The following is a 23,494-nucleotide window of genomic DNA, read 5'->3' on the forward strand; positions in this document are numbered from 1 at the left end:
TGCGGTGGCGCCGCGTCCCAGCCTCGAGGTCGCCGTGGTGATGCGCCGCGAGCGCATCGACAACCGCTGGCAGCCCTGGCGTTGGGTGCTGCACGACGTCGTGCAGCAGCAGCCGGCGTTCGGCACCGAGCCGCGGCGCATCTTTGCCGACGAGCGCGTGGAGCACTGGCTCCATCCGGGCTTCACGGTCGAACTGTTTCGCGACGACGCCGAGGGCTACTACCTCAATGCCACCACCGAAACGCCGGGCTGGTTCGTGCTGTGGCGCATGGAGGAAGAAGCCGGCATCGGCGACGAGCCGATCGCGCGGCCGCAGACGGTCACGCTGAGCTATTACGACGCGGGCCGCTGGCTCGATGCGCAGGAGACGGTGGAACAGGTGCCCGCGCCGGCCGAAGTGGTCGAGTGGCTGCGAGCCTTCGTCGAAGCCCATTACGTCCCCGAGCCGAAGAAGCGCAAGCGGCCCGAGAGCTTCCGGCCGCTGCAGGATCGCTTCGGCAATCCGGTGGCGGTGTCGACGGAGAAGAAGTTCGGCGGTGGTGCAGGCAACGGAGGTGGCCATGGCTGATGGATTCCTCGGGCGCTGGTCGCGGCGGAAGATCGATGCGAAGGAAGGGAAGGCGCTGGAGGAGCCGCAGGCGGAGATGCGGGCACCGGGGGGTCCCCAGCCGTTCCTTCCCCTCCTCCTCTGGGCGAGGGTCAGGGTCATGGCGCTCCCGCAACCGGGCTGGCACAGCCGCCAGCACAGCCCCCCGATCCACCGCCGACGCTCGCCGACGTCGCCGATCTCACGCCCGCCTCCGACTTCCGCCGCTTCATCGCGCGCGACGTGACGTCGGAGGTGAAGAACGCCGCGATGAAGAAGCTGTTCGCCGATCCGCACTTCAACGTCATGGACGGCCTGGACACCTACATCGACGACTACACGAAGGCCGACCCCATCCCCGAGTCCATGCTCCGGCAACTGGCCAGCGCGCAGTTCCTCGGGCTCTTCCGTGAGGAAGAACGCAAAGACGCGTCGCCGGCAGGTGCAAGGGAAGGCACGGACGGGTTGCCTGCCGATTCCGTGGCACAGTCGGCCGCACCGGAGGCCCTCGCCGGCACCGGTCCCGAATCCGCTTCCGATTCCGTTCCCGATCCCGCGCCCGATGCCCACGCTGATCTGCGACTGCAACAAGACGATGCCGCTGAAGGCGGCGAGCCTGGGCACGGCGCTGGGTGAGCCGCTCGCGCTGCACAGCACGCTGTGCCGGCGCGAGATCGGCGACTACCAGCAGGCCATCCGCGGCAACGAGCCGGTCGTCGTCGCCTGCACGCAGGAGCAGAAGCTGTTCGCGCAGGTCGGCACGCAGACCGAGGGCGCGGTCGCTCCCGTGCACTTCGTCAACATCCGTGAAACCGGCGGCTGGAGCCGCGACGCGTCGCAGGCGATGCCCAAGATCGCGGCGCTGCTGGCCGCGGCGCACCTGCCCGAGCCCGAACCCGTCCCCACCGTCACGTACACGAGCGCCGGCCGCCTGCTGGTGATCGGCCCGCTGGACGAGGCGGAGCGCGCGGCGGCCATGCTGTCGGACGTGCTGGACGTGACGCTGTTCGCGCAAGGCGGCGCGGTGTCGCAGGAGCGCAGGTACCCCGTCCTCGCGGACCGCATCGATGCCCTCACCGGCTGGCTGGGCGCGTTCACGCTGACGTGGACCGCCGACAACCCGATCGACCTGGACCTGTGCACGCGCTGCAATGCCTGCATCGCGGCCTGTCCCGAGCACGCGATCGGTCTGGACTACCAGATCGACCTGGCCCGTTGCACCGGCCACCGCGCCTGTGTGAAGGTGTGCGAGGCCGCCGGTGCGATCGACTTCAACCGGCCGATGCAGACCGAATCGCAGGCCTTCGATTTGGTGCTCGACCTGCGCGCCCAACCCGCCTTCGCGCAGCACGCGCCGCCCCAGGGCTACTTCCAGTGGGACAGCCGCGACCTGCCCACGCTGCTGAAGCTGCGCGACATGGTGGGCGAGTTCGACAAGCCCCGGTTCTTTGCCTACAAGCAGAAGCTGTGCGCGCACAGCCGCAACGACCAGGTGGGCTGCAACGCGTGCGTCGAGATCTGCTCCGCCGAGGCGATCAGCAGCCATCCGAAGCGGCAGCAGGTCGAGGTCAATCCCAACCTGTGCGTCGGTTGCGGCGCGTGCACCACCGTGTGCCCGACCGGCGCGCTCACGTTCCAGTACCCGCGCGCTCCGGAGCAGGGGCTCAGGCTGCGCACCTTGCTCGCCACGTACGCACACGCGGGCGGTCGCGATGCGACGCTGCTGTTCCACAGCCAGGAGCGTGGGGCGCAATTGGTCGAAGGGCTCGGACGCGCAGCGCGCCTGCAGCAAGCGCAGGGCGTTCCGGCGAACGTCATTCCGGTGGCCCTGTGGCACACGGCCAGCACCGGCCTCGATCTGTGGCTGTCGGCCATCGCGTTCGGCGCTTCGCAAGTGGTCGTGCTGGTCACCGGTGAAGAGGCGCCGCAGTACATCGACGGCCTCAAGGCGCAGATGGCGGTGGCGCAGGCCATCCTGCACGGCCTGGGCTACAGCGGCACCCACTTCGAGCTGCTGCGCGCCGACAGCGTGCCTGCGCTCGATGCGGGATTGCGTTCGCTGGGCGCGACTCGGCAGTCGGTGCCACGCGAGGCCGCACGCTTTGCCGTCGCGGCCGAGAAGCGCGCGACGCTGGAACTTGCGCTGGACCACCTGGTGGCCCAGGCGCCGATGCGGCCGGAAGCGATCGCGCTGCCGCCGCAAGGCGCGCCCTTCGGGACCATCGTCGTCGACAAGGACCGCTGCACGCTGTGCATGAGCTGCGTCAGCGCGTGTCCGGCCAGTGCGCTGCAGGACAACCCGCAATCGCCGCAACTGAAGTTCCTCGAGAAGAACTGCGTGCAATGCGGCCTGTGCGCCACCACCTGTCCCGAGGACGCGATCGTGCTGCAGCCGCGGCTGCTGCTCACGCCGCAGCGTCGCGAGGCGCGCGTGCTCAACGAGACCAGGCCGTACGGCTGCATCCGCTGCGGCAAGCCGTTCGGCACGCTGAAGGTGATCGAGGCGATGCTGGGCAAGCTGTCCGGCCACCCGATGTTCCAGGGCGCAGCGCTCGAGCGCCTGAAGATGTGCGGCGACTGCCGCGTGGTCGACATCTACACCGCGCGCGACGAAGCGAAGATCACCGATGCGTGAGTCCGTTCCCACGTCGTCGGCGCTGGACGAGGAAACGGCGCGCGCCGAGATCTACGGGCTGCTGGCGCAGCTCTTTTATGCGCCTCCCCCTCCGGAGCTGCTCGATGCGCTGCGGGTCGCGGTCACCGAAGCGCCGGCCGCGGGCGCCTATCTCGAGGAACCGTGGCGCGTGCTGGTCGGCACCGCGCGCGAGATGCAGGCCGCCGAGATCCGGTCCGAGTACAACGCGCTGTTCGGTGGCGTCGGCAAGCCCGACGTCTACCTGTTCGGCTCGCATTACCTCAGCGGCTTCCTCAACGAGCAGCCGCTGGCCAGGCTGCGCGGCGACCTGCGCGAGCTGGGCCTCACGCGAGACGAGGCCATGCCGGAGACCGAGGACCACATCGCGTACCTCAGCGAGGTGATGCGCTACCTCATCGCCGGTGACGACGTGGCCGTCGCCAACCTCGCGCGCCAGCGCGAGTTCTTCGCGGTCCACCTGCAGCCCTGGGTCTCGGCGATGTGCGAGGCGATCGTGGCCCATCCGCGGGCCCGCTTCTACGCGGCCCTGGCGCGCTTCACGCAGGCATTCATGAGCGTGGAGCAGCAGGGCTTCGACCTGCTGGCTTGAGCGGTCGCGTTGCGCGCTGACTTCTCGCTGACGGCTAGGGATTTCCCACCCCTTCGCACGTAGTTGCTGCAACCCCCGTGCGAGTGTTCGGGGCTATGCTCGTCCGTGCATGGGCCAAGCACGCGCAGCCCCATTCAAGGAGAGACCATGAGCCGCACGGTTTCGACCGAGGCAGGCGCCGGCGATCGATCGCCCGCCGCCACGTCCAGCAAGTTGTCACGCCGCACGCTCTTCGCGGGCGCCGGCACTGTCGGTGCCCTCGCGGCCGCCGCGAGCCTGGTGCCCGCCGCAGGCGAGGTCGCTCCCGAGCCCGTCGTCGCCCAGGACCCGCCCGAGCGGGGCGGCGGCTACTCGCTCAGCGAGCACGTCAAGCGGTACTACCGCACGACCCGTCTCTAACCCTCGCTTCCCGGGGCCACCATGTTGCTCACCAAGAAACCGCAGACCGGCGCGGCGACTCCGCGCGTGCACGACGAAGCCGCGCGTTCGCCCTTCGTCCACAGCCTGCAGCGCGGCCTCTCGCGTGCGCTGCCCACGATGGACCGGCGCGCGTTCCTGCGCCGCTCCGGCCTCGGTGTCGGCGTCGGCCTCGCCGCTTCGAGCCTCACGCTGGTGAAGAAGGCCCATGCGATCGAGGGCCGCGAGGCGCCGGTCGGCAAGGGCAAGGTCGAAGTGCGGCGCACGGTGTGCAGCCACTGCTCCGTGGGCTGCGCGGTCGATGCCGTCGTCGAGAACGGCGTGTGGGTGCGCCAGGAGCCGGTGTTCGATTCGCCGATCAACCTGGGGGCGCACTGCGCCAAGGGCGCGGCGCTGCGCGAGCACGGCCACGGCGAGTACCGCCTGCGCTATCCGATGAAGCTGGTGAACGGCAAGTACGAGCGCATCAGCTGGGACCAGGCGCTGAACGAGGTCAGCGCGAAGCTGCTGGAGCTGCGCAAGGCCAGCGGTCCCGATTCGGTGTTCTGGGTCGGCTCGTCCAAGCACAACAACGAGCAGTCGTACCTGCTGCGCAAGTTCGTCAGCTTCTGGGGCAGCAACAACGCGGACCACCAGGCACGCATCTGCCACTCGACCACCGTCGCCGGCGTCGCCAACACGTGGGGCTACGGCGCGATGACGAATTCGTACAACGACATGCAGAACAGCAAGCTGGCGTTGTACATCGGCTCGAATGCCGCCGAGGCGCACCCGGTCTCGATGATGCACATGCTCCACGCCAAGGAGTCGGGCTGCAAGATGATCGTGGTCGACCCGCGCTTCACGCGCACGGCGGCCAAGGCCGACCAGTACGTGCGCATCCGCTCGGGCTCGGACATCCCGTTCCTGTTCGGCCTGCTGCACCACATCTTCAAGAACGGCTGGGAAGACAAGAAGTACATTAACGACCGCGTCTACGGGATGGACAAGGTCCGCGAGGACGTCATGGCCAAGTGGACGCCCGACAAGGTCCAGGAAGCCTGCGGCGTCGACGAACAGACCATGTTCGGCATCGCCAAGCAGATGGCCGAGAACCGTCCCGGCACCATCGTGTGGTGCATGGGCCAGACCCAGCACAGCATCGGCAACGCGATCGTGCGCGCGTCCTGCATCGTGCAGCTGGCGCTGGGCAACATCGGCGTGTCGGGCGGCGGCGCCAACATCTTCCGCGGCCACGACAACGTGCAGGGCGCGACCGACGTGGGCCCGAACCCGGATTCGCTGCCCGGCTACTACGGCCTCACCGAGGGATCCTGGCGCCACTTCGCCAAGGGCTGGGGGGTCGAGTACGACTGGATCAAGGCGCGCTATGCCAGCCCCGCCCTGATGACCAAGCCCGGGATGACCGTCTCGCGCTGGATCGACGGCGTGCTGGAGAAGAACGAGAACCTGGACCAGGACCCGAACCTGCGCGCGCTGGTGTTCTGGGGCCATGCGCCCAACTCGCAGACGCGCGGCGTCGAGATGAAGCGGGCGATGGACAAGCTCGACCTGCTGGTGGTGATCGACCCGTACCCGTCGGCCACGGCGGCGATGGCGGCCATGCCCGGCAAGCCCGAGGACCTGAACCCGAATCGCGCGGTGTACCTGCTGCCGGCGGCCACGCAGTTCGAGACCAGCGGCTCCGTCACCGCCTCGAACCGCTCGCTGCAGTGGCGCGAGATGGTGATCGAGCCGCTGTGGGAAAGCCGCAGCGACCACATGCTGATGTACCAGCTGGCCGACAAGCTCGGATTCGGCAGGGAGCTGGTTAAGAACTACAAAATGCAGAAGGTCAAGGGCATGGACGAACCCGTGCCCGAGGACATCCTGCGCGAGATCAACAAGACCTGCTGGAGCATCGGCTACACCGGCCAGAGTCCCGAGCGGCTGAAGGCGCACATGCGCAACATGGCCGCCTTCGACGTCAGGACACTGCGCGCCAAGGGCGGCAAGGATGCGGCCAGCGGCTACGACCTCACGGGCGACTACTTCGGCCTGCCGTGGCCCTGCTACGGCACGCCGGAGCTCAAGCACCCCGGCACGCACGTCCTGTACAACACCGGCCTGCACGTGATGGACGGCGGCGGCAACTTCCGCGCCAACTTCGGCGTCGAGAAGGACGGCGTCAACCTGCTGGCCGAGGACGGCTCGTTCTCCAAGGGCGCCGACATCACCACGGGCTACCCCGAGTTCGACCACGTGCTGATGAAGAAGCTGGGCTGGTGGGACGAGCTCACCGACGCCGAGAAGGTGCTGGCCGAAGGCAAGAACTGGAAGACCGACAACTCGGGCGGGATCATCCGCGTGGTCATGAAGAACCATGGCTGCCACCCGTTCGGCAACGCGAAGGCGCGTGCGGTGGTGTGGAACTTCCCGGACGGCGTGCCGCAGCACCGCGAGCCGATCTACAGCACGCGGCCGGACCTCGTGGCCAAGTACCCGACGCACGACGACAAGAAGGCGTTCTGGCGCCTGCCCACGCTCTACAAGACGCTGCAGGACAAGAACATCGCCGACAACGTCGCGCAGAAGTTCCCGCTGATCCTCAGCTCGGGGCGCCTCGTCGAGTACGAAGGTGGTGGCGAGGAGACCCGCTCCAACCCGTGGCTGGCCGAGCTGCAGCAGGAGGCCTTCGTCGAGATCAACCCGAAGGCGGCCGCGGACCGTAGCATCAAGCAGGGCGACTACGTGTGGCTGCTCAGCCCGACGGGCGCGCGCATCAAGGTGCAGGCGCTGGTCACCGAGCGCGTTGGCCCCGACACGGTGTGGATGCCGTTCCACTTCTCGGGCCGCTGGCAGGGCGCGGACCTGCTGGCGTACTACCCGAACGGCGCGCATCCGATCGTGCGCGGCGAGGCGGTCAACACGGCCACGACCTACGGCTACGACAGCGTGACCATGATGCAAGAGACCAAGACCACCGTCTGCAACATCGAGCGGGCCTGAGGAGACAGCGATGGCACGAATGAAATTCATCTGTGACTCGGAGCGCTGCATCGAGTGCAATAGCTGCGTCACGGCCTGCAAGAACGAGCACGACATTCCGTGGGGGGTCAATCGCCGCCGGGTGGTGACCCTCAATGACGGCGTGCCGGGCGAGAAGTCGATCTCGGTGGCCTGCATGCACTGCTCCGACGCGCCCTGCATGGCGGTGTGCCCGGTCAATTGCTTCTACCGCACCGACGAAGGCGTGGTGCTGCACAACAAGGACACCTGCATCGGCTGCGGCTACTGCAGCTACGCCTGCCCGTTCGGCGCGCCGCAGTTCCCCGCGTCCGGCACCTTCGGCGTGCGCGGCAAGATGGACAAGTGCACCTTCTGCGCTGGCGGCCCGGAGGCCAACGGCTCGGAGGCCGAGTACGAGAAGTACGGCCGCAACCGCCTGGCCGAAGGCAAGCTGCCCGCCTGCGCCGAGATGTGCTCCACCAAGGCGCTGCTCGCCGGCGACGGGGACGTGGTCGCCGACATCTTCCGCACCCGCGTGCTCAAGCGCGGCAAGGGCGCCGAGGTCTGGGGCTGGGGCACTGCCTACGGTTCGCAGCAGGCCGGCCAGCCGACGGGGAGCAAGTCATGACGCGTGCCATCCTCCTCGCGATGGCTGCGCTGGCGCTGGCCGCCTGCACGGAGAAGCCGCAGACGCTCGGCCAGAACAGCGGCCGTGACACGCCGGCCTGGAGCGGCACCGGCACGGCGTTCCAGGTCCAGGGCTGGAAGGCCGGCGATCGCGCGGCCTGGGAGCAGCAGCTCAAGAACCGTTCGCAGACGCAGAACGACTATGTCAAGGTCAACTGATTCCAGCCGCTGGCTCGCTGCCGTCACGCTGGCGCTGGCGTGCTGCACCGGTGCATTCGCGCAGGACAAGGCCGCGGCACCGCAGCCCGGCGCGCCCGTGACCAACGCCCCCACTGCGGCGCCCACCCCCGCGCCGGGCGCCGGCGGAGCTCCTCAAGGCATCCAGGGCCAGAACATCTTCACCGTCAAGCCGGACGCGGACGCCGATCCCAACTACCTGAAGCAGAACAACGGCGAGCGCAACCGGGTCCAGCCGGGCAACAACGCGCCGATGTGGCGCCAGGTCAGCTCGGGCACCCAGGGCTACACGAGCCTGCCGAAGTCGGAGGCGCCCGAAGCGGGCGTGCTGGTGCAGCGCTTCGTCACCTACCCCGGCTCGCAGCACACCAACGCCGGCGAGGCCTGGCGCCAGGTGCGCAACCAGTGGCTGATCCCGTACGGCGGCGCGCTGCTGCTGATCGTGCTGGGCGCGCTGGCGATCTTCTACTTCGCCAAGGGGCCGATCGGCGAGCACGAGGCCGGCGACGGCGGCCGCCGCATCGAGCGCTTCACGCCGTTCGAGCGCTCGGCGCACTGGGCCAACGCCATCGCGTTCTGCACGCTGGCGATCTCGGGCATGGTGATGGCCTTCGGCCGCGCGCTGCTGCTGCCGGTGATCGGCGGCACGCTGTTCGGCTGGCTGACGTATGGCCTGAAGACGCTGCACAACTTCGTCGGTCCGCTGTTCCTGGTGTCGCTGGTCATCGTCTTCGTCACCTTCCTGCGCGACAACTTCCCGCAGAAGGGCGATCTGCGCTGGCTGCTCACGCTGGGCGGCATGTTGTCGAAGGACCATCGCGAACTGCCTTCGCACCGCTTCAACGCGGGCGAGAAGGTCGTGTTCTGGGGCGGCGTGTTCCTGCTCGGCATCGTGGTCACGGCGTCCGGCCTGGTGATGGACAAGCTGCTGCCGGGCATCGACTACGTGCGCCAGACCATGCAGGTCGCGCACATGGTGCACAACGTCGCCACCGTGCTGATGATCGCCATGTTCCTGGGCCACATCTACATCGGCACCATCGGCATGCGCGGCGCTTACAGCGCGATGCGCGAGGGCTGGGTGGGCGATGCCTGGGCCCGCGAGCACCATGCGTACTGGTACGACGAGATCGCGGCCGGCCGGATTCCGGCCGAACGCAGCACGCCCGCCGGCAGGCCCGTTCACGGCGGGCCGGCCCGCACCGCCTGAGAGAGCATCCATGACCATGCAGCGACTTCTTCCGGTCCTCGCCCTTGCCACGGTGGCCGCCGCCGTGCAGGCCAAGCTCCCGCCGCCCGATCCCGCCGCGAAGGCCAAGACCGAGGAGGCCGCGGCCAAGACAGCGTGGCAGGCCAAGGTCGACAGCTACCAGCTGTGCAAGGTGCAGGACAAGATCGCGGCCAAGTTCGGCCACAAGGGCGCGGCGGCCAAGTCGCCTGCGCCGGCGGCGAGCGAAAGCAAGACCGCGACCTCGACACCCGCGGGGGGCGCCGCACCATCGCCCACCTCGGGCTCCAACGCCGCAGTGGCGGCGGAGGCGAAGGCTTCGGCACCCGCCCCGGCAGCCGCCGACAAGACCACCCCGGTGTCCACCGCCGGCGCGCCGCCCGCACCTTGCGCTGACCCCGGCCCGTTCGCCTACAACCCGCCGCAGCAGACTCCTCTGGAGACCTCGGAAGCCCATTCGCCGGCCGGCACCGCGACCAAGCCGCCGAGCGTGCGGCCCGAGTCGGGCACCATGGTCCCGGGCAAGAAGTAATGCCCCCACGGGCGGCCCCTCGGCGGCCGTGCCCCATCATCGGCCGATGCTTCCCCGCCTGACCCAGGCCCGCGCGCCGCTCACCCGCGAGATCGAGGCCGTCGACGAGCACGGCCAGCCGCAGGCCGTGTCCATCCCGGCGGAGCGCGACCTCACCGTCTACGTCGACAAGCGCGAGCTCGTCACGCTGATGACCCTGGGCGCGCATCCCGAGTGGCTCGTGCTGGGATACCTCCGCAACCAGCGGCTCGTTGCGGGGCCGCAGGAGGTTGAATCCGTCACCGTCGACTGGGAAGTGGCCAGCGCCGCGGTGAAGACGCGCAGCGGCATCGATCGCATCGAGGAGCGCACCGCCCGCCGCGTGGTCACCACCGGCTGCGGCCAGGGCAGCGTGTTCGGCGCGCTGATGGACGACGTCTCATCGATCCGGCTGCCCGACGCCATGCTCGACCAGGCCACGCTCTACGGGATCCTCGAGGCGATCCGGCGCCAGGAGAGCACCTACAAGTCCGCGGGGTCGGTGCATGGCTGTGCGCTGTTCCGCGGCAGCGAGCTGCTGCTGTTCGTCGAGGACGTCGGCCGGCACAACGCCATCGACACCATCGCCGGCTGGATGTGGATGCAGCCGCAGCCGGTGGACACCGGCGCGCAGCCGCTGGTGTTCTACACGACAGGCCGGCTCACGAGCGAGATGGTCATCAAGTCGGCGCAGATGGGCGTGGCCATCGTGGTCTCGCGCAGCGGCATGACCGAGATGGGCCACGCCATTGCCTCGCAGCTGGGCCTGTGCACCATCGGCAGGGCGCTGAACCGGCGCTTCCTCTGCTACACGGGCGCGCAGCGCCTGCGGTGGCGGCCCGAGCTGGCCAAGGCCCCGCCGGCCGCAAGCGCGGCCTGAGGTCCCCGATCAGGGCGCGGCGACGCCGCCGCCCATGGCCGCCGCGGATGCCGGCTGCTGCGCTTTCGCGCGGCGACGGATGCGGCGCTGCCGCCAGTCCTCGTAGCTGGTGGTCACCTGGGCGAGGACACGCGGCAGGCGGTCGTACAGGTGGACCGAGATGCGCGGCAGGCACAAGGGATCGTCGCCGAGCCTGGCCCGCGTGCTGACGATGGTGGTCGCCGTGGCATAGCCGGCCTGGCGCACCATCTCGACGTGTTCCGCGCGGTGCTCGCCGTACGGGTACGAGAAGCTGCGCACCTCGATGCCCAGCAGCTCTTCCAGCTCGCGCTTGCTTCCAGCGATCTCCTCGCGCGCTGTGGTCTCGCTGCACTTGGTCAGGTCGACGTGGTTGCGCGTGTGGGCGCCCAGCTCCATGCCGGCGTCCAGCCAGGCGCGCAGCTGCGACTCGTCCATCAGCTGCACCGGCTCGGCGCCGTGGCCGTGGTCCCAGACGTTGCTGCCGCCAACCTGGCCCGTGACGATGAACGCCGTCGCGGTGAAGCCGAGCCTGCGAAGGATGGGTAGCGCGTGCTCGAAGTTGTTGGTGTAACCGTCATCGAGGGTGATGCCGAACACCTTGCCGCTCCGCTCGCCACGCAGGTAAGGTTCGAGATCGCGCATCGACAGCCCGGTCCAACCGAGTGCCTTGAGCATCCGCAGCTGCAGCGCGAAGCGCCAGGGAGGCAGCACGAGCGTGCGCACCGGAACGCCACGCGGCGGCGGGCGCCGGGTCTGGTGGTACGACAGGATCGCGATCGGACGTGCGCGCGCGGCTGCCGACGTGCTGTCCGTCGTGGTGCGGTCCTGTGGCATGTTGTCTCCTCCAGCTGCGGCCGTGGGTGTCCTGCTGATCTTCCGCGCGTGCCTCAGCGGTTCTGTCGGACAAGGCCTCGTCGCCCTGTCGTCCGCAGGGCGAGTAGCCCGTCCGGGCCACGGGCGCGCACGGGATGTTTTCCGCGTGCACCATCCATGAGCAGCAAGCAACAAGGGATCGTGATGGAGCATGGCGGCATCGAGGTGTGGACGGCGCGGCCGGAGAAGGTCGGCGCAGCCGCATGCAGCGCGCTCGCCGGCCTGCTGGATGCGCACGAGCGCGAGCGCGCCGAGGCCTTCCGGTTCGACGCCGACCGGCAGGCGTTCGTCATCGCGCACGCGCTGCGTCGCCTGGCCCTGGCCTGCGCGCTGGGTGCCGATCCCGGCGAGCTGCAGTTCACCACCGGTGCGCACGGCAAGCCGCTGCTGCTCGGTGCCGATGCGGCCACGCCCGCCTTCAGCCTCACGCGCAGCCGCGGGCTCGTGGCCTGCGCGGTGGGCCACCAGCGATTCCTCGGCGTGGATGTCGAGCCCGTGCGGCCCGGCCTCTCGCCCTCGCTGCTCGAATCGTTCGTGACCCCGGCCCACGGCGCGGCGTTCCTGGACGACACGCCCGACCTGTTCATGCAATGGACCGCGCTGGAGGCGTTCTGGAAGGCGCGCGGCACCGGCCTCTCGACGACGCAACCGCGCATCGGCCTGCATGCGCTGGAAGGCGAGGACTGCTACGAGATCGTCGACGGCGAGTCGCGCCTGCCCACCGGGGTGGTGGTGATGCGCCTGCCCGCGCCGGCAGGCCACGTGCTGGCGCTGGCTTGCGAGCAGATCGCCAGCGTGCAGCTGGTGGAACTGGACCGCCTCGCGCCGCGTCCCGCGGGCGCGGACGACGTGATTTCGATGTGCAACGAGGGCCTGTGCGAGGAGGCTTCGGCCTTCGGCACGGGCGGTTCGTCAACCTTGGTGTGAAGAGCGACATGACAACGACAAGTGCGGTGTTCATCGGGGATGGAAGCCTGCTGGTGCAGTGCGCGGACGTGTTCCGCCGCGCGGGCCACCGGATCGAGGCGGTGGTGTCGGCCAGCCAGGCCAACCTGGACTGGGCCGAGGCGCAGGGCATCGCGGCCGTGCGCATGGAAGGCGAGTGGGCGGCGCGACTGGATGGCCTGCGCTTCGACTACCTGTTCAGCGTGGCCAACCTGCGGATGCTGCCGCAGGCGGTGCTGGATCGCGCCGGCAAGCTCGCGATCAACTTCCACGACGCGCTGCTGCCGCGCTATGCGGGCCTGAATGCGACCTGCTGGGCGCTGATGGCCGGGGAGACCGTGCACGGCATCACCTGGCACGAGATGACGGCGCGGGCCGATGCCGGCCGCATCGTCCGCCAGGTCTCGTTCGAGGTCTCGCCCGAGGAGACGGCGCTCAGCCTGAACGCCAAGTGCTACGAGGCCGGCCTGGCGGCGTTCGGCGGCATCGCCGACGACCTCGCGCGCGGTGACCTTGCGCTGCACGCGCAGCACGGCGAGCGCGAGTACTTCGGCCGGCACAAGCGCCCCGAGCTCCTGGGCACGCTGGACTTCTCGCGCCCCGCCACCGAGCTCGCCGCGCTGGTGCGGGCGCTCGACTTCGGCCAGTACGGCAATCCGCTCGGCCGCGCCAAGCTGTGGACCGGCGAGCAGTTGCTGCTCGTGCACACCGCCAGCGTCGTGCCCACGCAGGGGTCCGGCGCGCCCGGCACCGTGCTGCAGGCGGAAGGCGGCACGCTTCGCATCGCCGGGACCGCCGGAGACCTGCTGCTCGCCGGCTGCACCGACCTGCAGGGCCGGCCGTCGCTGGGCGGCATCGCCGTCGGCGCCGTGCTGCCCGCAGTGCCGCACGCCGTGCAGGCGCAGCTTGGCGAACGCAGCGAGGCGATCGCGCGCGGCGAGCAGCACTGGACCGAGGCGCTGCACCACGTCGCGCCCGTCGAACTGCCGTATCCGCGCAAGTCGGGGACTGCCGCGGGCACGGAACCACTGCGCTTCCCGCTCGGCGTTGCCGCGCATGGCGCCAGCACGGTCGCTGCGTTCCAGGACCTGGCTGGCCGCGCTCACCGGCCAGGAGCGCGTGTCCGTCCTCTACACCGATGCAGCGCTCGCCGAGCAGGCGCAAGGACTGGGGTCCTGGCTCGATGCCTGGGTGCCGCTGACCACCGTGACGCGTGCGCAGGACAGCACGCTGCAACTCGCCGGCGCGACCGAGACCGAGATCGGGAAGGCGCGCACCGCGGGCCCGCTCACGCGTGACCTGCCGCTGCGCCTGGGCGAGCGCCAGTCGCCGCTGCCGGCCGTGTCGCGTGTGGCGCTGGCGCTCACGCCGCAGTCGCTGCCCGCCGGTTGCGAGCTGCTGCTGACCGCGCAGGGCAACGGCCTCGAGCTGGTGCTCGATGGTGGCGTGTTCAGTGCCGACACCGGCCTGGCGATCGCCACCCAGCTCACCGCGTACCTGCAGGCGTTCGCCAGCACCGACGCCCGCGTGGCGGACGTCGGCCTGCTGCCCGCGGCCGAGCGCGAGTCGCTGGCGCGGATCAATGCCACCGACACGCCGTTCGACGCCGACAGCTGCGTGCACGTGGCCATCGGCGCACAGGCGGCGCGCACGCCCGACCAACAGGCGGTGACCACCGGCGCCGCGTCGCTCACCTACCGCGAACTCGACGAGCAGTCCACCGCCCTCGCGCAGCGGCTCGCCGCACGCGGCGTGCGTGCCGGGGACGTGGTGGGCCTGTGCCTGCCGCGCACGCCGGACCTGCTGGTGGCCGTGCTCGCCGTGATGAAGGCGGGCGCCGCCTACCTGCCGCTCGACCCGGAGTACCCGTCCGAGCGGCTGCAGTTCATGGTCGAGGATTCGCAGGCGCCTCTGGTGCTGGTGAGCGCGGCGACCGACGGCGCGCTGTCGCTGCAGCCCTCGCAGGTGCTGCGCATCGATGCGGCGGCCGAGCCCGTCGCGCCGCAATCGCTGCCCGCGCCCGATGCGAGCCGTCCCGCGTACGTGATCTACACGTCCGGCTCCACCGGCAAGCCCAAGGGCGTGGTGGTCACGCAGCGCAACGTGATGAACTTCTTCGCGGGCATGGACCAGCGCGTGCCGCGTGAAGCCGGCTCGCGCTGGCTGGCCGTCACCAGCCTGTCGTTCGACATCTCGGTGCTGGAGCTGTACTGGACGCTGGCACGCGGCGTCACCGTGGTGCTGCATTCGGATGCGGCCGTGCAGGCCGCCAAGGCGCCCGAGTTCAGCCTGTTCTATTTCGCCAGCGACGACTCCAAGGATCCGCGCCAGCACTACGAGCTGCTGATGGAAGGCGCGAAGTTCGCCGATCGCGAGGGCTTCACCGCGGTGTGGACGCCCGAGCGCCACTTCCACGCGTTCGGCGGCCTCTATCCCAACCCGGTGGTCACCAGCGCCGCCGTCGCCGGCATCACCTCGCGCGTGCAGATCCGCGCGGGCAGCTGCGTGCTGCCGCTGCACCACCCGGTGCGCGTGGCCGAGGACTGGGCGTTCGTCGACAACATCTCCAACGGCCGCATCGGCGTGTCGTTCGCCTCCGGCTGGCAGCCCAACGACTTCATCCTGATGCCCGACGCGTTCGCGAAGCGCCAGGACGAACTGATCTCGCGCATGGAGACCGTGCGGCGCCTGTGGCGCGGCGAGGCGCTGCCCTTCCCGGGTCCGAACGGCAACATGGTCGAGACCCGCACGCTGCCGCGGCCGGTGCAGAAGGAGCTGCCGGTGTGGATCACGGCAGCGGGCAACCCGAAGACCTTCGAGCAGGCCGGCACGCTGGGCTGCCGCCTTCTGACCCACCTCTTGGGCCAGAAGGTCGAGGACGTGGCCGAGAAGCTGCAGATCTACCGCGCCGCGTGGTCCAGGGCCGGCCATCCCGGCAAGGGCCACGTCACGCTGATGCTGCACACCTTCATCGGCGCCGACGAGGAAGCCACGCGCGAGACCGCGCGCGAGCCGATGAAGAAGTACCTGCGCAGCTCGGTCGACCTGATCAAGAAGGCCTCGTGGAGCTTCCCGACCTTCGTGCAGCGCGCCGCCGAGAGCGGCAAGAGCCCGCAGGAGATCATGGAATCGGCGCCGCTGTCCGAGCAGGAGATGGACGCGCTGCTGGACCACGCCTTCAACCGCTACTACGGCACCAGCGCGCTGATCGGCACGCCCGATCGCTGCCTGGAGCTGGTCGACAAGGTGCAGGCCGCGGGCGTCGACGAGATCGCCTGCCTGATCGACTTCGGCATCGCCCCGAAGATGGTGCTGGAACACCTGCATGACCTGAAGGGCCTGATGGAGGCGGCCAAGGCGCCGCGCGCCACCGCCCGTCGCGTCTCCGTCGCCGAGAACGTGCTGCAGCACGAGGTGACGCACCTGCAATGCACGCCGTCGATGGCGGCGATGCTGCTGGCCGATGCACCGGGCCGCGCTGCGCTGTCGAAGCTGCAGGCGATGATGGTCGGCGGCGAGGCGCTGCCGCTGGAGATGGCCACGCAACTGCGGGCGCTGGTGCCCGGCGCGCTGCTCAACATGTACGGCCCGACCGAGACCACGGTGTGGTCCACCACGGCCAACCTGGCGCATCTGGTGGGCTCCGTGCCTTTGGGCCAGCCCATCGCCAACACGCAGCTGTCCATCCGCAGCGCCTGGGGCGCCGAGTGCCCGGCGCTCGTTCCGGGCGAGCTGTGGATCGGCGGCGACGGGGTCACCAACGGCTACCTGCACCGGCCCGAGCTGAATGCCGAGCGCTTCGTGAGCGAGGGCGCGCAGCGCTGGTACCGCACCGGCGACCTGGTGCGACGGTTGCCCGACGGTGCGCTGGAGTTCCTGGGCCGCATCGACCACCAGGTCAAGCTGCGCGGCCATCGCATCGAGCTGGGCGAGATCGAGAGCGTGCTGCTGCGCCAGGACGGCGTGAAGCAGGCCGTGGTGGTGGCGCGCGAAGACGGCGCGGGCCAGAAGTTCCTGGCCGGCTACGTCACCGCCAAGCCGGGTGCGTCGCTGCAGCCCGCCGCGCTGCGAGGCGCGGTCGCCCAGGCGCTGCCCGAGATCATGGTGCCGCAGGCGGTGCTGGTGCTGCCCGCGATGCCGATGACACCCAACGGCAAGATCGACCGCAAGGCGCTGCCCGATCCGCGCATCGCCGCGGCGCCGCGCACCGCGGCCGCGCCCGAAGCCGGCCTGGAGACCACCATCGCGGGCATCTGGCAGGAAGTGCTGGGCCTCGAGACGGTGGGCACCACCGAGAACTTCTTCGACCTGGGCGGCCACTCGCTGCTGGTCGTGCAGGTGCAGCGCCGGCTGCGCGAGGCCACGGGCCAGGAAGTTGCCATCACCGACATGTTCCGCCTGCCGACGATCCGCGGCCTGGCTGCCCACCTCTCGGGCGGCGCGGCCTCCACCGCGGTGTCGCAGGGCCAGAGCCGGGCACAGGCGCGCCGCATGCTGCGCTCACGCCTGCAGACCACGCCCACCGCATGAGCACGACGCACATGACCGATCCGAACCTGCAGGGCATCGAGCCCGGATGCGTGGCCGTCGTCGGCATTGCGGGCCGCTTCCCCGCGGCCCGCACGCCGGCCGAGCTGTGGAAGCTGCTGGCCGCCGGCCGCGAGGCCACGCAGTGGCTCACCGACGAGGAGCTGCGCGCCGCCGGCGTGCCCGAGACCGACCTCGCCGATCCGAACTACGTGCGGGCCAGCCTGGTGCTGCCCGACATGGAGATGTTCGACGCCGAGTTCTTCGGCTTCTCCAAGCGCGACGCCGCGATCCTGGATCCGCAGCACCGCCACTTCCTCGAGTCGGCCTGGGAGGCGCTGGAGGATGCGGGCCACATGCCCGAAAGCTTCGAGGGCGCCATCGGCGTCTTCGGCGGCTGCGGCATGCAGTCGTACCTGCCGTACAACCTGCTCACCAATCCCGAGCTGAAGAAGTCGGTCGGCCTGTTCCTGCTGCGGCACACCGGCAACGACAAGGACTTCCTCACCACGCGGGTGTCGTACCTGCTGGACCTGAAGGGCCCGAGCGTCGGCATCCAGACCGCGTGCTCCACTTCGCTGGTGGCCGTGCACGTCGCCGCGCAGAGCCTGCTCTCGGGCGAATGCGACATGGCGCTGGCCGGCGCGTCCAGCATCGAGCTGCCGCATCGCCATGGCTACCGCTTCGCCGAAGGCGAGATCCTGTCGCCCGACGGCCATTGCCGCGCGTTCGACGAGAGCGCCAGTGGCACGCTGTTCGGCAGCGGCGCCGCTGTCGTGGTGCTGCGCCGGCTGGAAGACGCGGTGCGCGATCGCGACAACATCTACGCGGTGATCCGCGGTTCGGCCGTCAACAACGACGGCTCGCAGAAGGCCGGCTACCTGGCCCCCAGCGTCGACGGCCAGGCGCGTGCCGCCGTCGAGGCGATCGGCATCGCCGGTGTCGAGCCGGCCAGCGTGAGCTACATCGAGGCACACGGCACCGGCACCGCGGTGGGCGATCCGATCGAGGTCGCGGCACTCACGCAGGCCTACGGCGAGGGCGGGCGCGGCTTCTGCGGCATCGGCTCGCTCAAGACCAACATCGGCCACCTCGACACCGCGGCTGGCGTCGCATCGCTGATCAAGGTGTCGCTGGCACTGCGCAACGAGCTGATCCCGCCGACGCTGAACTTCCGCCGCCCCAACAGCCGCTTCGACCTGGACAAGACGCCGTTCCGCGTGGTGAACGAGCCGCGGCCCTGGAAGCGCAACGGGCAGCCGCGCCGCGCCGCCGTCAACTCGCTGGGCGTGGGCGGTACCAACGCGCACGTGATCGTCGAGGAACCGCCGCTGCTGGCCAGCCAGGCGCCCTCGCAGCCATGGCAGGTGCTCACGCTGTCGGCACGCACGCCGTCCTCGCTGGAACGGCTGAAGGCCAAATGGAGCGACTTCCTCGCGCAGCCGCCGGCCGGCTTCCAGCTGCACGACGCCGCGTTCACCACGCAGGTGGGCCGCCGCGCATTCGCGCATCGCTGCGCGATCGTGGCAAAGGACGTGCAGGGATTGCAGGCCGCGCTGGAGACGCGCCAGTCGCCGCGTGCTGCGCTGGGCAAGTCCGGATCGACCCCGCCGCAGGTGGTGATGATGTTCCCGGGCGGTGGCGCCAGCTATCCCGGCGCCGGACGCGAGCTGCTCTCGCAGCCGGCGTTCGCCGCGGCGGTGAACGAGAGCTTCGCCAGCATGCCGGCGGACGCACCCGCCGATCTCCGCGCGGTGATGTTCGACCACGAGCCCGCTGACAAGGCCGCCGCGAAGACGCTGGAGCAGCCGCGCTACAACATCCCCGCGCTGTTCGTGCTCGAGTACGCCATCGCGCGCCTGTGGGAGAGCTGGGGTGTCAAGCCGACGGCCATGATCGGCCACAGCGCCGGCGAGTACGCGGCCGCCACCATCGCCGGCGTGATGTCGCTCGCCGACGCGCTGCGCATCGTGGTGCTGCGCGGCCAGCTGTTCGAGCAGGTGCCGGCCGGCGCGATGCTGGCGGTGGACCTGTCCGAGGCCGAGCTGCAGCCGCTGATGGGCGGGCTCGAGCTCGACATCGCCGTCGTCAACGCGCCCGACCTGTGCATCGCTTCGGGCGCCGTCTCCTCGATCGAGGAACTGGGCAAGCGCCTTGCGGCACAGGGCCGCGAGGGACGCCGGCTGCACATCAACGTCGCCGCCCATTCGCGGCTGCTCGATGGCGTGCTGGACCGCTTCCGCGAGGGCGTGTCGCGCATCCGCCTTTCGGCGCCCTCGGTGCCGTTCGTGTCCAACCTGAGCGGCGGCTGGGCCGATGCCACGCTGCTCGCCGATCCCGAGTACTGGGTGCGCCACCTGCGCCAGCCGGTGCGCTTCGGTGACGGCCTGGCCAAGCTGCTGGAGCTGGGGCCGGACACCGTGCTGCTCGAAGTCGGCCCGGGCCAAGGGCTCGGCGCGCTCGCGCGGCAGAACCTGCAGGGCCAGGCTCGCACCGTGCTCGCCTCGACCTGCAAGCCGAACGAACCCACCGGCGACCTGCCGCTGATGCTCACGTCGCTCGGTGCGCTGTGGGCCCGCGGCGCCACGCCGGCCTGGGACGTGGTGCGTGGCGGCGGTGCGCCGCGCCGCATCTCGCTGCCCACGTATGCGTTCGACCACCAGCGCCACTGGATCGAGCCCGGCAAGGTGACGCACGAGCAGGCGCCACAGCAGGACGTGGTGCCGGCCCGCGCGCTGAGCCGCCTGCCGCAGATGGACGACTGGTTCGGCGTGCCGCAATGGAGTCCCGCTCCGCTGCCGCATGCCGCGCCGGTGGAAGCCGGCCGCCAGTGGCTGGTGTTCGGCGGCAGCGATGCCACCACCGAGGGCGTGCTGCGCCGCATCGCCGAGGAGGGCGGCAAGGCCACGCTGGTGCGCCAGGGTCCGGAGTTCCAGTCGTCGACCAGCGACGGCAGCTTCACCGTCTCGCCCTCCGACGGCGCGCAGTGCGAGCAGCTGTTCGCCTCGCTCGAGAAGGCAGGGCGGCTGCCCGACCACATCGTGCACCTGTGGAGCCTGGACGCCGAGGCGTCGGCGAACCACGTGGCCGGTGAACTGGCCGGGCAGGCGCTGGCGTTCGACAGCCTGGTGCACATCGCGCAGGCCGTGCAGTCGCTGGACCTGCGCCAGGCGATGCGGCTGGCGGTGGTCACCGCCGGCAGCCAGGCCGTCGACGGCGGCCGCGTGACGCATCCGGCGCGCAGCTTGGCGCTCGGGCCGTGCCGCGTGATTCCGCGCGAAGTGCCCACGCTGTCCACGGTGCTGATCGATCTCGATCCGCAGGACACCGCCTCCGCCGGCATGTGCCGCGCCATCGTGGCCGAGATGCATGCCGCCGCCGGCACCGACCTGGTCGGCTGGCGCCATGGCTCGCGCTTCGTCGCGCAGCTGGTCAAGCCCGCGCGCGGCGCGGCCTCGCAGCCGCTGGTGCGCGAGCACGGCGTCTACCTGGTGACCGGCGGCCTCGGCGACATCGCGCTCGAGCTGTCCGATTTCCTGGCGCATCGCTACCGCGCCCGCCTCGCGCTGGTGAGCCGCCGCGCGCTGCCGCCGAAGTCCGAGTGGGCCGCGATTGCTGCCGGTGCCGACCAGGGCGAGGTCGCGCGGCTGGTGCGCCGGCTGCTGGCCTTCGACGCCGCGGGTGCCGAGGTCGAGCCCTATGCGGCCGACGTGGGCGATGCGGTCGCGATGTCGCGCGTGATCGCCGACGTGCGGGCGCGCTGGGGCAAGCTGCACGGCGTGTTCCATGCGGCCGGCACGCTGCAGGACGCGCCCATCGCGGCCAAGACGCCCGAGGCGATCCGGCAGGTGCTGGCGCCCAAGGCGCTGGGCGCGCAGGTGCTGCACGAGCTGCTGCCGCCGGGCGAGCTGGAAGTGTTCGCGCTGTTCTCCTCGACCAGCGTCTTCCTCGGCCCGCCAGGCCAGGTCGATTACGTCGCGGCCAACGCCTTCCTCGATGCGCTGGCGGCGGCACGGCCGGACGGGCTGACGATCCACTGGGGCATCTGGGGCGATCGCGGCATGGCCGCACGCGCCTACGGCAAGGCGCCGCTGCCCGCCGTGGGCAGCGAGCGCCATCCGCTCCTGGGCACGCGCGTGGATGCCGACAGCGGTCCTGCGTTCGAGGCGACCTACGACGCGGAGCACCTGTGGGTGCTGCGCGAGCACTCGGTCGCGGGCCGTCCCGTGCTGCCGGGCACCGCGTACATCGAGATCGCGCGCGCCGCGATGGCCCAGCTTCATCCGGGCAGCGGCGTCGAGATCCGCTCGCTGTCGTTCGAGGAAGCGATGGTGTTCGAGCCGAACGGCCGGCGCCAGGTGCGCGTCGACCTGCGCCGCAGCGGCGACGGCTACGAGTTCCTGGTGCGCAGCCGCGCCGATGCCAACGAGCACTGGCTGCAGCACGCGCGCGCCAGCGTCTCGCGCCTGAAGGGATCGCTGCCGCCCAATGCGCAGCGGTCGTCGGGCGCCTGGCGCGAGGGCCAGCTGCCGCAGCAGGGCGTGGACTTCGGGCCACGCTGGCACAACATCGCCCGCATGCAGCTGGAAGGCCGCCGTGGCACCGCCGAGATGGCGCTGCCCGAGCGCTTCGCCGCCGACCTGCAGCCCTATGCGCTGCATCCGGCGGTGACCGACATCGCCTGCACCTTTGGCCTGCACCTGCTGGACGCGAAGCAGCGCGCCGACAGCCTGTTCGTGCCGCTGTCGATCGAGCGCATCCGCATCGTCGCCGCACTGCCGCTGCGCAGCATCAGCCGCGTGGAGCTCAAGGGACCGGCGCAGGACCGCTTCGCCGCCTTCGACGTCACGCTGCACACGCCCGAGGGCGCCCCGGTGGCCACGTTCGAAGGCTTCAGCCTGTGCGGCATCGACCCGACGCTGATGTCGCGCCATGCCGCCGCGCATGCCAGGCGCGAGCCCAGCCTGGCCGAGGCGATGCTGGCCTGCGGCCTCCGCACCGAGGACGCGCCGGCGCTGTTCGAGCGGGTGCTCGGCGGCGCCGCGCGCGACGTGGTCGTCTCCTCCATCGCGCTGTCGGCGATCCGGCGCGCGATGGCCGACGCCGCGCCCAAGCCGCTGCCGCCGGTGGCGTCCAGCCGCGCGCCGGCCGCATCGGCCGTGCAGCTCAATCCGGTCGAGACGGTGATCGCCGAAGCCTGGCGCGAGCTGCTGGGTGTCGACGAGATCGGGCGCGACGACGACTTCTTCGCGCTCGGCGGCCACTCGCTGGCGGCGGTGCGCCTGTTCGCGCGCATCCGCAAGCAGTGGAACGTCGACCTGCCGCTGGCCACGCTGTTCCAGGGCTCCACGCTCGCCGGGCTGTCCGCGCTGGTCGCGCATGCGGGCAACCTGGACACGACGATGCCCGACGCGCCGCCCACGGCCGCGCCGCCATCGAACGTGATCCCGCTGCCGCGCGCCTGGTCGCCGCTGGTGCCGATCTGCCGTGGCGAACCGGGCCGCCGCCCGCTGTTCTGCGTGCATGGCGCGGGCGGCAACGTGCTGAACTTCAAGGTGATCTCCGACCGGCTCGGGCCGCAGCTGCCGTTCTATGGCCTGCAGGCGCAGGGCGTGGACGGCCGCCTGCCGCCGCTGACCAGCGTGGAAGCGATGGCCTCGCAGTACGTGGAGGCGATCCGCACCGTCGATCCGACCGGCCCGTACCGGCTGGCCGGGTACTCGGGCGGCGGCGTCATCGCGTACGAGATGGCGCAGCAGCTGCGGCGCGCCGGTGCCGAGGTCGAAGCGATCCTGATGATCGACACGCTGGCCCCCGAGGCCGCCAAGCGTCGCGTGCCGCTGCTGCAGAAGCTCTGGCTCAAGCGCCACTGGACCCTGGACTTCGCGCTCGACCTGCCGGCCCGCCGCCGCCGGGCACGCGAGGTGCAGCAGAACTACCAGGTGGCCCTGGAGAAGCTGGCGCGCGGCGAGCCGCTGCCGCCGGAGCTGGTGGACTTCCACCTGTTCCGCAACTTCACCGACGCGCAGGCCCAGTACAAGCCGCAGCCGTACGACGGCAAGGTGGTGCTGTTCAAGGCCCAGCTGGCCGAGACGCTGTACCTGTATGCCGGCCCGAAGCTGGGATGGGACGAGCACGTGAGCGGCGAGATCCGCGTCACCGAGATCGGCGGTTCGCACTTCACGATGATGTCCGAGCCCGGCGTGTCCGAGTTGATCGAGGCGGTCCGCCTCGAACTCCTGCGGCTCGACGATGGCCTGGCGCCGGTGCCGGGCACGACCGAGCCGCGCAGCGGCACGGTGCGGCCGGTGGGGCCGCGCGGACTGAGCCCGGTGTCCTGAGCGGCGGGCAGCGCGCGGATGCTAAGGTC

At 70.6% G+C, this 23,494-nt stretch carries 16 protein-coding genes; 15 read left to right on the forward strand and 1 reads right to left on the reverse strand.

The annotated features are described in order from the left end of the window. Positions 1–4: 4 nt before the first annotated feature. From ACPWT1_RS09515 to ACPWT1_RS09565, 11 genes are all read left to right on the forward strand, one after another. Positions 5–568, forward strand: coding sequence for a DUF3305 domain-containing protein (locus tag ACPWT1_RS09515; RefSeq protein WP_427915128.1), 564 nt, complete (start codon positions 5–7; stop codon positions 566–568). A 159-nt stretch (positions 569–727) separates the two neighbouring features. Continuing rightward, positions 728–1,222, forward strand: a complete 495-nt coding sequence (locus ACPWT1_RS09520; RefSeq protein WP_427915532.1) for a DUF3306 domain-containing protein — start codon at positions 728–730, stop codon at positions 1,220–1,222. Then, positions 1,149–3,221 carry a 4Fe-4S binding protein gene (locus tag ACPWT1_RS09525; RefSeq protein ID WP_427915129.1) on the forward strand — a complete coding sequence of 691 codons (2,073 nt, stop codon included), beginning with the start codon at positions 1,149–1,151 and terminating at the stop codon, positions 3,219–3,221. The genes ACPWT1_RS09520 and ACPWT1_RS09525 overlap by 74 nt, the downstream gene beginning before the upstream one ends. Next, positions 3,214–3,831: a TorD/DmsD family molecular chaperone gene (locus ACPWT1_RS09530; RefSeq protein WP_427915130.1), complete on the forward strand. Its 618-nt coding sequence runs from the start codon at positions 3,214–3,216 to the stop codon at positions 3,829–3,831. The genes ACPWT1_RS09525 and ACPWT1_RS09530 overlap by 8 nt, the downstream gene beginning before the upstream one ends. A 147-nt stretch (positions 3,832–3,978) precedes the next feature. Beyond that, positions 3,979–4,230 carry a formate dehydrogenase gene (locus ACPWT1_RS09535; protein WP_427915131.1) on the forward strand — a complete coding sequence of 84 codons (252 nt, stop codon included), beginning with the start codon at positions 3,979–3,981 and terminating at the stop codon, positions 4,228–4,230. A gap of 21 nt (positions 4,231–4,251) precedes the next feature. Then, positions 4,252–7,236: a formate dehydrogenase subunit alpha gene (locus tag ACPWT1_RS09540; RefSeq protein ID WP_427915132.1), complete on the forward strand. Its 2,985-nt coding sequence runs from the start codon at positions 4,252–4,254 to the stop codon at positions 7,234–7,236. A 10-nt stretch (positions 7,237–7,246) separates the two neighbouring features. Beyond that, positions 7,247–7,864 (forward strand): formate dehydrogenase FDH3 subunit beta, encoded by a 618-nt coding sequence (fdh3B, locus tag ACPWT1_RS09545; RefSeq protein ID WP_427915133.1) that lies wholly within the window; start codon positions 7,247–7,249, stop codon positions 7,862–7,864. Beyond that, positions 7,861–8,082, forward strand: a complete 222-nt coding sequence (locus tag ACPWT1_RS09550) for a hypothetical protein (RefSeq protein ID WP_427915134.1) — start codon at positions 7,861–7,863, stop codon at positions 8,080–8,082. The genes fdh3B and ACPWT1_RS09550 overlap by 4 nt, the downstream gene beginning before the upstream one ends. Further along, entirely contained in the window at positions 8,066–9,310 is a 1,245-nt protein-coding gene (locus tag ACPWT1_RS09555; RefSeq protein WP_427915135.1) for a formate dehydrogenase subunit gamma, read from the forward strand. The genes ACPWT1_RS09550 and ACPWT1_RS09555 overlap by 17 nt, the downstream gene beginning before the upstream one ends. A gap of 16 nt (positions 9,311–9,326) precedes the next feature. After that, positions 9,327–9,860, forward strand: coding sequence for a hypothetical protein (locus tag ACPWT1_RS09560; protein WP_427915136.1), 534 nt, complete (start codon positions 9,327–9,329; stop codon positions 9,858–9,860). A gap of 46 nt (positions 9,861–9,906) precedes the next feature. Then, positions 9,907–10,758, forward strand: coding sequence for a formate dehydrogenase accessory sulfurtransferase FdhD (locus ACPWT1_RS09565; protein WP_427915137.1), 852 nt, complete (start codon positions 9,907–9,909; stop codon positions 10,756–10,758). A 9-nt stretch (positions 10,759–10,767) separates the two neighbouring features. Here the strand turns inward: ACPWT1_RS09565 and ACPWT1_RS09570 are convergent, their stop codons facing one another. Next, the gene (locus ACPWT1_RS09570; RefSeq protein ID WP_427915138.1) at positions 10,768–11,613 is read right to left on the reverse strand and encodes a polysaccharide deacetylase family protein; all 846 of its coding nucleotides are present in this window, start codon (positions 11,611–11,613) and stop codon (positions 10,768–10,770) included. 156 nt (positions 11,614–11,769) lie between these two features. Between ACPWT1_RS09570 and ACPWT1_RS09575 the strand changes: the two genes are divergently transcribed. From ACPWT1_RS09575 to ACPWT1_RS09590, 4 genes are all read left to right on the forward strand, one after another. Further along, the gene (locus tag ACPWT1_RS09575; protein ID WP_427915139.1) at positions 11,770–12,579 is read left to right on the forward strand and encodes a 4'-phosphopantetheinyl transferase family protein; all 810 of its coding nucleotides are present in this window, start codon (positions 11,770–11,772) and stop codon (positions 12,577–12,579) included. Positions 12,580–12,587: 8 nt separating this feature from the next. Then, a complete protein-coding gene (locus tag ACPWT1_RS09580) occupies positions 12,588–13,895 on the forward strand; it encodes a formyltransferase family protein (protein ID WP_427915140.1) in 1,308 nt (435 codons plus the stop codon). A gap of 325 nt (positions 13,896–14,220) precedes the next feature. Then, positions 14,221–17,127 (forward strand): MupA/Atu3671 family FMN-dependent luciferase-like monooxygenase, encoded by a 2,907-nt coding sequence (locus ACPWT1_RS09585; RefSeq protein ID WP_427915533.1) that lies wholly within the window; start codon positions 14,221–14,223, stop codon positions 17,125–17,127. Next, positions 17,124–23,465: a type I polyketide synthase gene (locus ACPWT1_RS09590; protein WP_427915141.1), complete on the forward strand. Its 6,342-nt coding sequence runs from the start codon at positions 17,124–17,126 to the stop codon at positions 23,463–23,465. The genes ACPWT1_RS09585 and ACPWT1_RS09590 overlap by 4 nt, the downstream gene beginning before the upstream one ends. Positions 23,466–23,494: the final 29 nt, after the last annotated feature.

Source organism: Ramlibacter sp. MMS24-I3-19 (assembly GCF_050320135.1).
Taxonomy (GTDB): Bacteria; Pseudomonadota; Gammaproteobacteria; order Burkholderiales; family Burkholderiaceae_C; genus Ramlibacter.